This window comes from Vogesella sp. AC12, from assembly GCF_024437575.1.
In the GTDB taxonomy this organism is placed as follows: Bacteria; Pseudomonadota; Gammaproteobacteria; order Burkholderiales; family Chromobacteriaceae; genus Vogesella; species Vogesella indigofera.
The window spans coordinates 1-15,517 of record NZ_JANFNU010000019.1 but is presented as its reverse complement, the minus strand read 5'-3'; the positions used below and the strand labels follow the sequence as shown (position 1 = coordinate 15,517).

The window sequence follows — 15,517 nt, the reverse complement described above, 5'->3', positions numbered from 1 at the left end:
ATGGAAGAAGGTCTGCGTTTCGCCATCCGTGAAGGTGGTCGCACCGTTGGTGCTGGCGTTGTTGCCAAAATCATCGCTTGATAAATAGGTTTTAGGCCAGTAGCTCAATTGGTAGAGTATCGGTCTCCAAAACCGAGGGTTGGGGGTTCGAGACCCTCCTGGCCTGCCAATTAAGACTAACCGGCGCTTATGCGCCGGTTAGTCTTTTTGACGCATGTAAATGGTGGAAACGACAGATGGAAATGCAAGATAGACTGAAGCTGGTTGCGGCGATTCTGGTGTTGGTGGCAGGGGTGGTTGGTTTTTACCTGTTGCCGGCAGACCAGGGTGTGCTGCGCGCACTGCTTTTTGTCGTCTCGATTGCGATTGCGGCCGGCGTGGTTTGGCTGTCGTCGCCAGGCAAGCAGTTTGTGCTCTATGCGCAAGAGTCGCTGGTCGAGGCTAAAAAGGTGGTGTGGCCGACAAGAAAAGAAGCAACCCAGATGACGCTGATGGTTTTCGTCTTCGTGCTGGTGCTGTCCTTGTTCATGTGGCTGGTCGATTCCTCCCTGTCGTGGCTGTTCTACGACGTATTGCTTAATAGAGGTTAACCATGGCAAAGCGTTGGTATGTCGTGCACGCGTACTCCGGTTTCGAGAAGAGTGTGCAAAAGGCGCTGCGTGAGCGCATCGAGCGCGACGGTTTGCAGGATTTGTTTGGCCAGGTGCTGGTGCCGGTTGAAGAGGTGGTCGATATCAAGAACGGTCGTCGCTCCATTACCGAGCGCAAGTTCTTCCCTGGTTACGTGCTGGTCGAGATGGAAATGACCGATGAAACCTGGCATCTGGTGAAGAGCACGCCAAAGGTGACCGGTTTTGTGGGTGGTACCGCCAACCGACCGGCGCCGATTTCGGTGAAAGAAGTCGAGTCCATCATGCAGCAGATGCAGGAAGGGGTGGAAAAGCCCAAGCCTAAGGTGCTGTTCGAGGTGGGCGAGCGCGTTCGCGTGAACGAAGGTCCATTTAATGACTTCAACGGCACGGTCGATGAGGTCAATTACGAACGTAACAGGCTGCGCGTTTCGGTGCAGATTTTCGGTCGTGATACCCCGGTTGAACTTGAGTTCGGTCAGGTCGAAAAACTTTAAGTTGTTGTTTTTTTGTGGGGCAGGTATAATCTTGCTCCTTTCACTTGGGGAGCGGTTAATCCGCGCTTGACCCATACACGGAGTCTACATCGTGGCAAAGAAAATCATCGGCTACATCAAGCTGCAAGTGCCAGCTGGTAAAGCCAACCCATCGCCTCCTATCGGTCCTGCGCTGGGTCAGCGCGGTCTGAACATCATGGAATTCTGCAAGGCGTTCAACGCTCAGACTCAAGGCGTCGAGCCAGGTCTGCCGATTCCGGTGGTGATCACTGCTTACGCAGACAAATCCTTCACCTTCGTGATGAAGACCCCTCCTGCTACCATCCTGCTGAAAAAAGCAGCTGGTATCCAGAAGGGTAGTGCCAAGGCTCACGCTGACAAAGTCGGCAAAGTGACCCGCGCACAACTGGAAGACATCGCCAAAGCCAAGCAGCCAGACCTGACTGCCGCTGACCTTGACGCTGCGGTTCGTACTATTGCTGGTTCCGCCCGCTCCATGGGTCTGGAAGTGGAGGGTGTGTAACATGGCAAAACTGTCCAAGCGCGTTCAAGCCCTGAAGGCTCAGGTTGATCGTAACAAGCTGTACGCCGTTGAAGAAGCCATCGCTCTGGTTAAGGGTGCTGCTACTGCAAAATTCGATGAGTCCATCGACGTTGCCGTGAATCTGGGCGTGGATCCACGTAAATCCGACCAGGTCGTGCGTGGTTCGGTTGTGCTGCCTCGTGGTACCGGCAAATCGGTACGCGTTGCCGTGTTTGCACAAGGTGCAAACGCCGAAGCCGCCAAGGCTGCCGGTGCAGAAGTGGTTGGTTTCGAAGACCTGGCTGAGCAAGTCAAGGCCGGTAACTTGGACTTCGACGTTGTGATTGCTTCCCCGGATGCAATGCGCGTTGTCGGTCAACTGGGTCAGATCCTGGGCCCACGTGGCCTGATGCCTAACCCGAAGGTTGGTACCGTTACCCCTAACGTTGCCGAAGCCGTGAAAAACGCCAAGGCCGGTCAGGTTCAGTACCGTACCGACAAGGCTGGTATCATTCACGCCACTCTGGGTCGTGCTTCGTTCGAAGTGGAAGCCCTGCGCGAAAACTTTGTTGCTCTGGTTGACGCTTTGGTTAAAGCCAAGCCAGCTGCATCCAAAGGCGTATACCTGAAGAAAATTGCCGTATCCAGCACCATGGGTGTTGGTGTGCGCGTTGACACTGCGACCACTGGCGTTTAATTCGCTGGTCTAGCAGTTTCACAAAGGCTTTGGGCTGGCAGGCTTTGCCTGCCAGATTGTCAAAGACCGTAGGTGTCGATTGACTTAATGCTCGCAAGAGTAGCCTACGCAGATGGTGAACCCTTAGAAGGCTTTCAACGTATTTGGCTCATGTAGCTCAGGGGTAGAGCACTCCCTTGGTAAGGGAGAGGTCGGCGGTTCAATTCCGCCCATGAGCACCATCCGTTTGTTATGTCTCCTGATTAGGTCGCCGCTGCAAAGCGAAGCAGAATATCCTGCTTCATTTCAGTCTAGGAGGTGGACCTTGAGTCTCAATATTGAAGATAAAAAGGCGGTTGTAGCTGCGGTATCTGCCCAACTGGCAGATGCACAGACTCTCGTTATCGCTGAATATCGGGGCATCGAGGTTAGTAGCATGACCAAACTCCGCGCCAAGGCGCGTGAGAACGGCGTGTACCTGCGTGTTCTGAAGAACACTCTGGTACGTCGCGCCGTTGCTGGTACATCGTTTGAAGCACTGGCTGACCAAATGGTCGGCCCGCTGGTTTACGCTGTATCTGCTGATCCGGTAGCTGCTGCCAAGGTGCTGCAACAATTTGCCAAAGATGACAGCAAGATCGTTGTCAAGGCAGGTTCCTACAACGGCAAAGTACTGAGTGCTGCCGAAGTAGCCGAACTGGCTTCTATCCCGAGCCGCGAAGAGCTGCTGTCCAAGCTGCTCTACGTTATGCAGGCTCCGGTATCTGGTTTCGCCCGCGCTCTGGCCGCTCTGGCCGAGCAAAAGCAAACCGAAGCCGCTTAATTTATTCGATTCATACCGTATTCAGGAGTTTTACAAATGGCTATCACCAAAGAAGATATCCTCGACGCAGTTGCTGGTCTGACTGTTATGGAACTGAACGACCTGGTTAAGGCGTTCGAAGAGAAGTTCGGCGTTTCCGCCGCTGCTGTTGCTGTTGCCGGTCCTGCTGGCGCTGGCGCTGCTGCTGCTGAAGAGCAAACCGAATTCGACGTGATCCTGACTGCTGCTGGCGAAAGCAAAGTTAACGTGATCAAGGTTGTTCGTGCAATCACCGGTCTGGGCCTGAAAGAAGCCAAAGATCTGGTAGACGGCGCTCCTAAAGCTGTTAAAGAAGGCGTGTCCAAAGCTGAAGCTGACGACGTTGCCAAGCAGCTGATCGAAGCTGGTGCCAAGGCTGAAGTAAAATAATCTTCCCTAGGGAAGATTAGTGAGGCTGGTGGAGAAATCCGCCAGCCTTGTTGCGCTTGTAATGCTCTAACAAGTCGCTAAAGGTCAGCATTCAAGTTTTGTGGCTGCTGACGTTTGGTTTCTTGCGCCACCCCCCACAATGGAGACTCTATGAGTTATTCGTTTACTGAGAAAAAACGTATTCGTAAAAGCTTTGCGAAGCGTAAAACCGTTCTCGACGTCCCATTCCTGTTGGCAACGCAGATTGATTCGTACACTGAGTTCCTCCAGTTGGGTGTGCCGTACGATCAGCGTAAGGATGCGGGCCTGCAGGCTGCATTCAAGTCGATTTTCCCGATCGTAAGTCACAACGGTTTTGCCCGCCTCGACTTTGTACACTATGTCCTGGGTGAGCCACCGTTTGACGTTCAGGAATGTCAGCTGCGCGGCATTACCTTCGCATCGCCCCTGCGTGCACGAATCCGTTTGACCATTCTCGATCGCGAATCTTCCAAGCCGGTGGTGAAGGAAGTGCGCGAGAACGAAGTCTACATGGGTGAAATCCCGCTGATGACCTCGAACGGCTCGTTCATCATCAACGGTACCGAGCGCGTCATCGTTTCCCAGCTGCACCGTTCGCCAGGCGTGTTCTTCGAGCACGATCGCGGCAAGACCCACTCTTCCGGCAAGCTGCTGTTCTCCGCCCGCGTGATTCCTTACCGCGGCTCGTGGCTGGACTTCGAGTTCGACGCCAAGGACCAGCTGTTCTTCCGTATCGACCGTCGTCGCAAGATGCCGGTTTCGATCCTGCTCAAGGCACTGGGTTATACCAGCGAGCGCATCCTGTCCGAATTCTACAGCTGCGATACCTTCTTCCTGACCAAGAACGGTGTGTTCCAGAAAGTGGTTGCCGATCGTCTGAAGGGCGAAGTCGCCAAGCTGGACATCGTTGGCGAAGACGGCAAGCTGATCGTCGCCAAGGACAAGCGCATTACCGCCAAGCACATCCGTGACATCGCTGCGGCCAACCTTGACCGTATCGAAGTGCCGTTCGACGTACTGGTCGGCAAGATCCTGGCCCGCAACGTGATCGCCCCGGAAACCGGCGAAGTGATCGCGCGCGCCAACGAAGAAATTACCGACGATCTGCTGGCCAAGATGGACATCCATGATGTCGCCGAAGTCGACGTGCTGTTCATCAACGATCTGGACCACGGCGGTTACATCGCGCACACCCTGCGCGGCGACGACATCGCCGACCAGCTGCAGGCGCGCGTGGCGATCTACCGCATGATGCGCCCGGGCGAGCCGCCAACAGAAGACGCTGTCGAGCAACTGTTCCAGCGCCTGTTCTTCAACGAGGACAGCTACGACCTGTCCCGTGTTGGCCGCATGAAGTTCAACACCCGTACTTACCAGTACAAGCTGGACGACAAGTCGCCGGAGTGGTTCAAGACCATGCTGTCCGACACCTTCGCGCACCGTCGCGACGTGATGGACGGCGTGCTGTCGACAGAAGACATCGTGTCGGTAATCGCCATCCTGGTCGAGCTGCGCAACGGCCGTGGTGAAGTGGACGATATCGATCACTTGGGTAACCGTCGTGTGCGTTCCGTCGGCGAACTGGCCGAGAACCAGTTCCGTGCCGGTCTGGTACGTGTCGAGCGCGCGGTGAAGGAACGCCTGAACCAGGCGGAATCCGACAACCTGATGCCGCATGACCTGATCAATGCCAAGCCGGTATCGGCCGCGATCAAGGAATTCTTCGGCTCCAGCCAGCTGTCGCAGTTCATGGACCAGACCAACCCGCTGTCCGAAGTGACCCATAAGCGCCGTGTTTCGGCCCTGGGCCCGGGCGGTCTGACCCGCGAGCGCGCCGGCTTCGAAGTGCGTGACGTACACCCGACCCACTACGGCCGCGTGTGCCCAATCGAAACGCCGGAAGGTCCGAACATCGGTCTGATCAACTCGCTGTCGGTCTATGCCCGCACCAACGAGTACGGCTTCCTCGAGACGCCATACCGCAAAGTGATCGACGGCAAGGTGACCAACGAGATCGACTACCTGTCGGCGATCGAAGAAGGTCGCTACATCATCGCCCAGGCCAACGCCGAGCTGGCGGATGACGGCAGCCTGATCGACGAGCTGGTGACCTGCCGTGAAAAAGGCGAAACCATCCTGTCGACCCCGGATCGCGTGCAGTACATGGACGTGGCCACCGGTCAGGTGGTGTCGGTGGCGGCCTCGCTGATTCCGTTCCTGGAACATGACGATGCGAACCGTGCCTTGATGGGTGCCAACATGCAGCGTCAGGCGGTGCCTTGCCTGCGTCCGGAAAAATCCTTTGTCGGGACCGGTATCGAACGTGCGGTAGCGACCGACTCCGGCACCACCGTGGTGGCACGCCGTGGCGGCGTAGTGGATTACGTCGATGCGACCCGTGTCGTGGTACGCGTCAATGACGAAGAAGCGCTGGCCGGCGAAGTCGGTGTCGATATCTACAACCTGACCAAGTTCACCCGTTCCAACCAGAACACCAACATCAACCAGCGCCCGGTGGTCAGCGTTGGTGACCACATTGCCCGTGGTGACGTGGTGGCGGACGGTGCCTCGACCGACATGGGCGAGCTGGCACTGGGTCAGAACATGACCATCGCCTTCATGCCGTGGAACGGCTACAACTTCGAAGACTCGATCCTGATCTCGGAGAAGGTGGTTGCCGACGACCGCTACACCTCGATCCACATCGAAGAGCTGTCGGTCGTTGCCCGTGACACCAAGCTGGGGCCGGAAGAAATCTCCCGCGACATCCCGAACCTGTCCGAGCGCATGTCCAACCGCCTCGACGACTCCGGCATCGTTTACATCGGTGCCGAAGTGACCGCCGGTGACGTACTGGTCGGCAAGGTCACGCCGAAGGGCGAAACCCAGCTGACGCCGGAAGAGAAGCTGCTGCGCGCCATCTTCGGTGAAAAAGCGTCCGACGTGAAAGACACCTCGCTGCGCGTACCGACCGGCATGGTCGGTACCGTGATCGACGTGCAGGTGTTCACCCGCGAAGGCATCGAGCGCGACAAGCGTGCCCAGTCCATCATTGATGCCGAACTGAAGCGCTATCGCCTCGACCTGAACGACCAGCTGCGTATTTTCGAAAACGATGCCTTCAGCCGTATCGAGCGTCTGATCCTGGGCAAGGTCGCCAACGGCGGTCCGAAGCGTCTGGCCAAGGGCACCGAGATCGACGTCGCCTACCTGGATGGCCTGCCATCCAAGCACGAATGGTTCGACATCCGCATGGCCGATGAAGACATCGCCAAGCAGCTGGAACTGATCAAGGAAAGCCTGGCGCAGAAGCGTGAAGAATTCGACCTCAAGTTCGAAGACAAGAAGCGCAAGCTGACCCAGGGCGATGAACTGCCGCCTGGCGTGCAGAAGATGGTCAAGGTCTACATCGCGGTGAAGCGCCGCCTGCAGGCGGGTGACAAGATGGCCGGTCGTCACGGTAACAAGGGTGTGGTATCGCGCATCCTGCCGGTGGAAGACATGCCGTACATGGCCGACGGCCGTCCGGTCGACATCGTGCTGAACCCGCTGGGCGTTCCGTCGCGGATGAACATCGGTCAGATTCTGGAAGTGCACCTCGGCTGGGCAGCGAAGGGTATCGGTGAGCGCATCGACCGCATGCTGAAACAGCAGCAGGGCATCAGCGCGCTGCGCGCCTACCTGGAACGCATCTACAACGATACCGGCAAGCAGGAATCGCTGGCGGAAATGTCGGATGACGAAATCCTGACCCTGGCGCAGAACCTGCGCAAGGGCATGCCGTTCGCGACGCCGGTGTTTGACGGTGCCAAAGAATCCGAAATCATGCACATGCTGCAGCTGGCCTACCCGGATGAAGACGAGCACACCGCGCATCTGGACTTCAACGGCAGCAAGACGCAGATGACGCTGTTCGACGGCCGCTCCGGCGAAGCCTTCGACCGTCGCGTGACGGTCGGCGTGATGCACTACCTGAAACTGCATCACCTGGTTGACGACAAGATGCATGCCCGTTCTACCGGCCCGTACTCGCTGGTAACCCAGCAGCCGCTGGGTGGTAAGGCGCAGTTCGGTGGCCAGCGTTTCGGTGAGATGGAAGTCTGGGCGCTGGAAGCATACGGCGCGGCTTACACGCTGCAGGAAATGCTGACCGTGAAGTCGGACGATGTCACCGGCCGTACCAAGATTTACGAAAACATCGTCAAGGGCGAACACAAGATCGACGCCGGCATGCCGGAATCCTTTAACGTACTCGTTAAAGAAATCCGCTCGCTGGGCCTGGATATCGACCTGGAACGTTATTAATTAGGCAAGGTTGCCTGCGGCCAACGTTGGCCGCAGGCTCCTCCTGAATGGAGACGCAATGAAAGCTCTGCTCGATCTCTTTAAGCAAGTTACGCAAGAAGAAGAGTTTGATGCGATTAAGATCGGCATCGCCTCCCCGGACAAGATCCGTTCCTGGTCGTTCGGTGAAGTCAAGAAACCGGAAACCATCAACTACCGGACATTCAAGCCGGAGCGTGATGGCCTGTTCTGCGCCCGTATTTTCGGGCCGGTCAAAGATTACGAATGTCTATGCGGCAAGTACAAGCGTCTGAAGCATCGCGGCGTGATCTGCGAGAAGTGTGGCGTTGAAGTCACCCTGTCCAAGGTGCGTCGCGAGCGCATGGGCCACATCGAACTGGCGTCGCCGGTTGCGCATATCTGGTTCCTGAAATCGCTGCCATCCCGCCTGGGCATGGTGCTGGACATGACCCTGCGCGACATCGAACGCGTGCTGTACTTCGAAGCCTTCGTGGTGACCGAGCCTGGCCTGACCAGCCTGCAGCCACGTCAGCTGCTGAGCGAGGAGGACTACCTCGACAAGCTGGACGAGTACGGCGAAGAATTCGTGGCGCTGATGGGCGCCGAAGCGGTACGTGAACTGCTCAAGCGCCTGGATCTGACTTCCGAAGTCGAGACCCTGCGCAGCGAACTGTCATCGACCTCGTCCGACACCAAGATCAAGAAGATCGCCAAGCGCCTGAAGGTGCTGGAAGCGTTCCAGCGTTCCGGCATGAAGCCGGAATGGATGATCATGGAGGTGCTGCCGGTGCTGCCGCCGGAGCTGCGTCCGCTGGTGCCGCTGGATGGTGGCCGTTTCGCGACCTCCGACCTGAACGACCTGTACCGCCGCGTCATCAACCGTAACAACCGCCTGAAGCGTCTGCTGGAACTGCGTGCGCCGGACATCATCGTGCGCAACGAGAAGCGCATGCTGCAGGAATCGGTTGACTCGCTGCTGGACAACGGCCGCCGCGGCAAGGCGATGACCGGCGCCAACAAGCGTCCGCTGAAGTCGCTGGCCGACATGATCAAGGGCAAGGGCGGTCGTTTCCGTCAGAACTTGCTGGGTAAGCGCGTCGACTACTCCGGTCGTTCCGTGATTACCGTGGGCCCGACCCTGCGTCTGCACCAGTGCGGTCTGCCGAAGAAAATGGCGCTGGAACTGTTCAAGCCGTTCATCTTCCACAAGCTGGAAGTGCTGGGCCTGGCCTCCACCATCAAGGCGGCCAAGAAACTGGTTGAGCAGGAAGTGCCGGAAGTCTGGGACATCCTGGAAGACGTGATCCGCGAGCATCCGGTACTGCTGAACCGTGCACCAACGCTGCACCGTCTCGGTATCCAGGCGTTCGAACCGCTGCTGATCGAAGGCAAGGCCATCCAGCTGCATCCGCTGGTCTGCGCGGCATTCAACGCCGACTTCGACGGTGACCAGATGGCCGTACACGTGCCGCTGTCCATCGAAGCGCAGATGGAAGCCCGCACCCTGATGCTGGCCACCAACAACGTGCTGTCGCCAGCCAACGGCGAGCCGATCATCGTGCCGTCGCAGGATATCGTGCTGGGTCTGTACTACATGACCCGCGACAAGGTAAACGGCAAGAACGAAGGCATGGTCTTCGCCGACACTTCCGAAGTGCATCGTGCCTACGAGACGCGTCAGGTAGAACTGGCGACCCGTATCACCGTGCGTCTGAAAGAGTGGGTCAAGGACGAGCAGGGCGAGTTCCAGCCGGTGATCAAGCGCTACGACACCACCGTTGGCCGCGCCATCCTGTCGGAAATCCTGCCGAAGGGCCTGCCGTTCGAGTACATCAACAAGGCGCTGAAGAAGAAGGAAATCTCGCGCCTGATCAACGGCTCGTTCCGTCGTTGCGGCATTCGCGACACCGTGATCTTCGCCGACCAGCTGATGTACACCGGTTTTGCCTACTCCACCCGTGGCGGTATCTCGATTTGCGTCGACGACATGCTGATCCCGCTGAAGAAGACCGAGCTACTGGGCGAAGCCAACAAGGAAGTCAAAGAGATCGAAGAGCAGTATCGTCAGGGTCTGGTGACCCAGGGCGAACGCTACAACAAGGTGGTCGATATCTGGGGTCGCACCGGCGACAAGATCGCCAAGGCGATGATGGACGGTCTGTCCACGCAGAAGGCCATCGATCGTGACGGCAAGGAAGTCGATCAGGAATCGTTCAACTCGATTTACATGATGGCCGACTCCGGTGCCCGGGGTTCCGCGGCACAGATCAAGCAGCTGGCCGGTATGCGTGGCCTGATGGCGAAACCGGACGGTTCGATTATCGAAACGCCGATTACCGCCAACTTCCGCGAAGGTCTGACGGTTCTACAGTACTTCATTTCGACGCACGGTGCCCGTAAGGGTCTGGCCGATACCGCACTGAAGACCGCGAACTCCGGTTACCTGACCCGTCGTCTGGTCGACGTGACCCAGGATCTGGTGGTGATCGAGGACGATTGCGGCACCAGCAACGGTTTCGCGATGAAGGCCGTGGTACAGGGCGGTGACGTGATCGAACCGCTGCGCGACCGTATCCTGGGTCGGGTCACCGCAACCGATGTAGTGGATCCGTCCAGCAACGAAACCGTGATCGAAGCCGGCACCCTGCTCGACGAAGGCCTGATCGAGCTGATCGACAGCCTCGGCATCGACGAAGTCAAGGTGCGTACCGCCATCACTTGCGACACCCGCTACGGCTTGTGCGCACAGTGCTACGGTCGTGACCTGGCACGCGGTAAGCGCGTCAATGCCGGTGAAGCAGTCGGCGTGATCGCTGCCCAGTCGATTGGTGAACCGGGTACCCAGCTGACCATGCGTACCTTCCACATCGGTGGTGCGGCATCGCGAAATGCCGCTGCCAGCCAGGTGGAAGGTAAGTCCAACGGTACCGTACGCTTCAATAGCCAGATGCGTTACGTGGCCAACAGCAAGGGCGAGCTGATCGTGATCACTCGTTCCGGCGAAGTGGTGATCCATGACGACGTTGGCCGCGAGCGCGAGCGTCACAAGGTGCCGTACGGCGCGACCCTGATGGTGACCGACGGTCTGACCATCAAGGCCGGTGCCGTGCTGGCGACATGGGATCCGCATACCCGTCCGATCATCACCGAGTACGCTGGTCGCGTGAAGTTCGAGAACGTGGAAGAGGGCGCCACCGTTGCCAAGCAGACCGACGAAGTCACCGGTCTGTCGACGCTGGTGGTGATCGACTCCAAGCGTCGCGCCACGGCACAGTCGAAGATGCTGCGTCCGCTGGTGAAACTGCTGGACGACAATGGCAATGAAGTGAAACTGGCCGGTTCCGATGCTTCGGTATCGATCACCTTCCAGGTTGGCGCGATCATTACCGTGCGCGACGGTCAGGAAGTGGGCAAGGGTGAAGTGCTGGCACGTATTCCGCAGGAATCGTCCAAGACCCGTGACATTACCGGTGGTCTGCCGCGTGTGGCCGAACTGTTCGAAGCCCGTTCGCCGAAAGATGCTGGCATGCTGGCCGAGGTGACCGGTACCGTTTCCTTCGGTAAGGACACCAAGGGCAAGCAGCGCTTGATCATCACCGATCTGGACGGCTACGCACACGAAAGCCTGATCCCGAAAGACAAGCACGTGCTGGTGCACGACGGTCAAGTCGTGAACCGCGGTGAAGTGATTGTCGACGGTCCGGTTGATCCGCACGACATCCTGCGTCTGCAGGGTATCGAGGCGCTGGCACGCTATATCAGCCAAGAAGTGCAGGAGGTTTACCGTCTGCAGGGTGTGAAGATTAACGACAAGCACATCGAGGTGATCGTTCGCCAGATGCTGCGTCGCGTGATCATCACCGACAACGGCGATACCGATTTCATCATCGGCGAGCAGGTTGAGCGTGCCGAAGTGCTGGAAACCAACGACAACATGATTGCCGATGGCAAGATGCCGGCCCAGTACGACAACGTACTGCTGGGTATCACCAAGGCGTCGCTGTCGACGGATTCCTTCATCTCTGCGGCCTCGTTCCAGGAAACCACGCGCGTGCTGACCGAAGCGGCGATCATGGGCAAGAAGGATGATCTGCGCGGCCTGAAGGAAAACGTGATCGTTGGTCGCCTGATCCCGGCCGGTACCGGTCTGGCTTACCATCGCAACCGTCGTCGCCTGAGCGAGAACGGTGATGCGACGACCGAATCGTCGGCACTCGAATCCGAGATCGAAGTTAGCGACAACCAGCTGTAATTAGCCGGTTTTGCAAAAAACGCTGCACATTCAATGGTTAACATTGGGTGTGCAGCGTTATTTTATTGACGCTGGCAGTTGACCAAAATATAATCCACGATCTTCTCGGTGGTATGGTGCCTCCGAAAGATTCAATTAGGAACTGATAGTAATGCCAACCATTAACCAACTCGTTCGTAAAGGCCGTGCCCCGGTTGTTTCGAAGAGCAAGGTGCCAGCACTGGAGGCCTGCCCGCAGAAACGTGGCGTGTGCACCCGTGTTTACACTACTACCCCTAAGAAGCCGAACTCCGCTCTGCGTAAAGTGTGCAAGGTTCGTCTGACCAACGGTTTCGAAGTGATTTCGTACATCGGCGGTGAAGGCCATAACCTGCAAGAACACTCGGTCGTGCTGATCCGTGGCGGTCGTGTAAAAGACTTGCCAGGTGTGCGTTACCACACCGTTCGCGGCTCCCTGGACACTGCTGGCGTGAAAGACCGTAAGCAGGCTCGTTCCAAGTACGGTGCCAAGCGTCCTAAGTAATTGTTACTTGGGTCGTCAGCGGCAGCATTTGCTGTCGAGTAAGTGGCTGCTCCATTGAGTAGTCGCGAGCATGAAGCTCAACTGAATAGATTGAAGGAATTGAAATGCCAAGACGCAGAGAAGTCCCGAAGCGCGATGTCCTGCCGGATCCAAAGTTTGGTAGCCAGGATCTGTCCAAGTTCATGAACGTTGTGATGATCGACGGCAAGAAGTCTGTTGCCGAGCGCATCATTTACGGCGCCCTCGAGCAAATCGAGAAGAAGAGCGGCAAGAACGCTCTTGAAGTATTCAATACTGCACTGACTAACGCCAAGCCGGTTGTTGAAGTTAAGAGCCGTCGCGTTGGTGGTGCAAACTATCAAGTTCCTGTTGAAGTACGTCCATCCCGTCGTATGGCTCTGGCCATGCGCTGGTTGCGCGATGCTGCACGCAAGCGTGGCGAAAAGTCCATGGACCTGCGTCTGGCCGGCGAGCTGATGGATGCGGCTGAAGGCCGCGGCGGCGCCATGAAGAAGCGCGATGAAGTGCATCGTATGGCTGAAGCCAACAAAGCATTCTCCCACTTCCGCTTCTAATAATCATCCTGCGAAAGGATTCTGGCCGTGGCTAGAAAAACTCCTATTGAACGGTACCGTAACATCGGTATCTCGGCGCATATTGATGCGGGTAAAACCACCACTACAGAACGTATTCTGTTCTATACCGGTGTGAACCACAAAATCGGTGAAGTGCATGATGGCGCCGCCACCATGGACTGGATGGAGCAGGAGCAGGAACGCGGTATCACCATTACCTCGGCTGCCACCACCACCTACTGGAAGGGCATGGCGCTCCAGTTCCCCGAGCACCACTTCAACATCATTGATACCCCGGGCCACGTGGACTTTACCATTGAGGTAGAGCGTTCCATGCGTGTGCTGGACGGTGCGGTGATGGTTTACTGCGCCGTGGGTGGTGTACAGCCTCAGTCCGAGACTGTATGGCGACAGGCCAACAAGTACAAAGTGCCACGCATTGCCTTCGTGAACAAGATGGACCGTCAGGGTGCCAACTTCTTCCGTGCCGTAGAACAGGTCAAGACCCGTCTGCGTGGCAATCCGGTGCCTATCGTGGTGCCTATCGGTGCCGAAGAAGGCTTTACCGGTGTGGTTGACCTGCTGAAGATGAAAGCCATCATCTGGGACGAAGCCTCCCAGGGTATGAAGTTCGAATACGGTGACATCCCGGCTGATCTGGTAGCGGTTGCTGAAGAGTGGCGCGAGAAGATGGTTGAAGCGGCGGCGGAAGTCGACGAAGACACCATGAACAAGTACCTCGAAGGCGAAGCACTGACCGAAGAAGAAATCGTTCACGGTCTGCGTCAGCGTACCCTGCGTTGCGAAATCCAGCCAATGCTGTGCGGCTCCGCGTTCAAGAACAAGGGTGTTCAGCGCATGCTGGATGCGGTTGTTGAGCTGCTGCCTAGCCCGCTGGACGTGCCACCGGTTCCGGGTGAACTGGACGACGGTACCCCGACGACTCGCGAGGCTTCCGACACTGCTCCGTTCTCGGCGCTGGCATTCAAGCTGATGAACGACCCGTACGTTGGTCAGCTGACGTTCTTCCGTGTCTACTCCGGCGTGGTTAACTCCGGCGACACCGTTCTTAACTCGGTTAAGGGCAAGAAAGAGCGTATGGGCCGTATCGTGCAGATGCACGCTAACGACCGTAAGGAAATTACCGAAGTTCGTGCCGGCGACATCGCTGCTGGTATCGGTCTGAAGGAAGTGACCACCGGTGAAACCCTGTGTGCTACCGATGCGCCACTGATTCTGGAACGTATGGAGTTCCCGGAGCCGGTGATTCACGTTGCCGTCGAGCCAAAAACCAAGGCTGACCAAGAGAAGATGGGCGTTGCCCTGAACCGCTTGGCCAAGGAAGATCCTTCGTTCCGTGTCCGCACCGACGAAGAATCCGGCCAGACCATCATTTCCGGTATGGGTGAACTGCACCTGGAAATTCTGGTTGACCGCATGAAGCGCGAATTCGGTGTTGAAGCCAACGTCGGCGCGCCTCAGGTTGCCTACCGTGAAACCATCACCAAGACGGTGACTGAAGTTGACGGTAAGCACGTCAAGCAGTCCGGCGGTAAGGGTCAGTACGGTCACGCCCAGATCACTCTGGAACCGTCCGGCGAAGGTCAGGGCTACAAGTTCATCGACGAAATCAAGGGTGGTACGATTCCTCGCGAATTCATCCCTTCGGTTGACAAGGGTATCCAGAACACCCTGTCCAGCGGTATCTTGGCCGGCTTCCCGGTGGTTGACGTAACCGTACGTCTGACCTTCGGTTCCTACCACGATGTCGACTCGTCGCAGATCGCCTTTGAATTGGCCGGTTCGATCGCCTTCAAAGAAGCCATGCGCCGTGCCGGTCCTTGCATCCTCGAGCCGATGATGGCCGTGGAAGTCGAGACCCCGGAAGAGTACATGGGTGACGTGATGGGTGACCTGAACCGTCGTCGCGGTATCGTTCAGGGTATGGACGATGATGGTCTGGGTGGCAAGAAGATCAAGGCTGAAGTTCCGCTGGCCGAGATGTTCGGTTACTCCACTGACCTGCGTTCCGCAACCCAGGGTCGTGCAACCTACTCCATGGAGTTCAAGCACTACTCTGAAGCTCCTAAGCATGTTGCCGACGCAGTGATGACTGCTCGTAAGTAATTTGGCGCGCAAGGTTGGCCGCATGCGGCCAACCTTGTAACTGTTTGTTCTTTATTTTAGGAATTTTGCAAAATGGCAAAAGAAAAGTTTGCGCGGACCAAGCCGCACGTAAACGTTGGTACCATCGGTCACGTGGACCATGGTAAAACCACTCTGAC

At 57.3% G+C, this 15,517-nt stretch carries 12 protein-coding genes, 2 tRNA genes and 1 pseudogene; all 15 read left to right on the top strand.

Annotated elements, in window-relative coordinates:
- Positions 1-81: pseudogene (locus NOM55_RS17145) on the top strand (elongation factor Tu); the annotation flags it as partial.
- Between the two features lie 12 nt (positions 82-93).
- Positions 94-169: transfer RNA gene (locus tag NOM55_RS17140), tRNA-Trp, on the top strand.
- Positions 170-236: 67 nt separating this feature from the next.
- A complete protein-coding gene (gene secE / locus NOM55_RS17135) occupies positions 237-590 on the top strand; it encodes a preprotein translocase subunit SecE (RefSeq protein ID WP_082133841.1) in 354 nt (117 codons plus the stop codon).
- A gap of 2 nt (positions 591-592) precedes the next feature.
- Positions 593-1,126, top strand: a complete 534-nt coding sequence (gene nusG / locus NOM55_RS17130) for a transcription termination/antitermination protein NusG (protein WP_255909851.1) — start codon at positions 593-595, stop codon at positions 1,124-1,126.
- A 91-nt stretch (positions 1,127-1,217) separates the two neighbouring features.
- Positions 1,218-1,649 (top strand): 50S ribosomal protein L11, encoded by a 432-nt coding sequence (gene rplK, locus NOM55_RS17125; protein WP_047968375.1) that lies wholly within the window; start codon positions 1,218-1,220, stop codon positions 1,647-1,649.
- A 1-nt stretch (position 1,650) separates the two neighbouring features.
- Entirely contained in the window at positions 1,651-2,346 is a 696-nt protein-coding gene (rplA, locus tag NOM55_RS17120; protein WP_047968374.1) for a 50S ribosomal protein L1, read from the top strand.
- Between the two features lie 146 nt (positions 2,347-2,492).
- A tRNA-Thr gene (locus NOM55_RS17115) sits at positions 2,493-2,567 on the top strand.
- 83 nt (positions 2,568-2,650) lie between these two features.
- Positions 2,651-3,148: a 50S ribosomal protein L10 gene (gene rplJ, locus NOM55_RS17110; RefSeq protein ID WP_047968373.1), complete on the top strand. Its 498-nt coding sequence runs from the start codon at positions 2,651-2,653 to the stop codon at positions 3,146-3,148.
- A gap of 36 nt (positions 3,149-3,184) precedes the next feature.
- Positions 3,185-3,556 (top strand): 50S ribosomal protein L7/L12, encoded by a 372-nt coding sequence (gene rplL, locus NOM55_RS17105; protein ID WP_047968372.1) that lies wholly within the window; start codon positions 3,185-3,187, stop codon positions 3,554-3,556.
- A 150-nt stretch (positions 3,557-3,706) separates the two neighbouring features.
- Complete coding sequence (rpoB, locus tag NOM55_RS17100) at positions 3,707-7,882, top strand: DNA-directed RNA polymerase subunit beta (protein WP_047968371.1); 4,176 nt, start codon at positions 3,707-3,709, stop codon at positions 7,880-7,882.
- 58 nt (positions 7,883-7,940) lie between these two features.
- On the top strand, positions 7,941-12,134 hold the full coding sequence (gene rpoC, locus NOM55_RS17095; RefSeq protein ID WP_255909849.1) for a DNA-directed RNA polymerase subunit beta': 4,194 nt from the start codon (positions 7,941-7,943) through the stop codon (positions 12,132-12,134).
- 151 nt (positions 12,135-12,285) lie between these two features.
- A complete protein-coding gene (gene rpsL, locus NOM55_RS17090; protein WP_047968369.1) occupies positions 12,286-12,657 on the top strand; it encodes a 30S ribosomal protein S12 in 372 nt (123 codons plus the stop codon).
- Positions 12,658-12,761: 104 nt separating this feature from the next.
- Positions 12,762-13,232 carry a 30S ribosomal protein S7 gene (gene rpsG / locus NOM55_RS17085; RefSeq protein WP_047968368.1) on the top strand — a complete coding sequence of 157 codons (471 nt, stop codon included), beginning with the start codon at positions 12,762-12,764 and terminating at the stop codon, positions 13,230-13,232.
- Positions 13,233-13,259: 27 nt separating this feature from the next.
- Entirely contained in the window at positions 13,260-15,359 is a 2,100-nt protein-coding gene (gene fusA, locus NOM55_RS17080; protein ID WP_047968367.1) for an elongation factor G, read from the top strand.
- A gap of 72 nt (positions 15,360-15,431) precedes the next feature.
- Positions 15,432-15,517: GTP-binding protein (locus tag NOM55_RS17075; RefSeq protein WP_247536446.1), on the top strand; the 86-nt coding region annotated here is incomplete at its 3' end.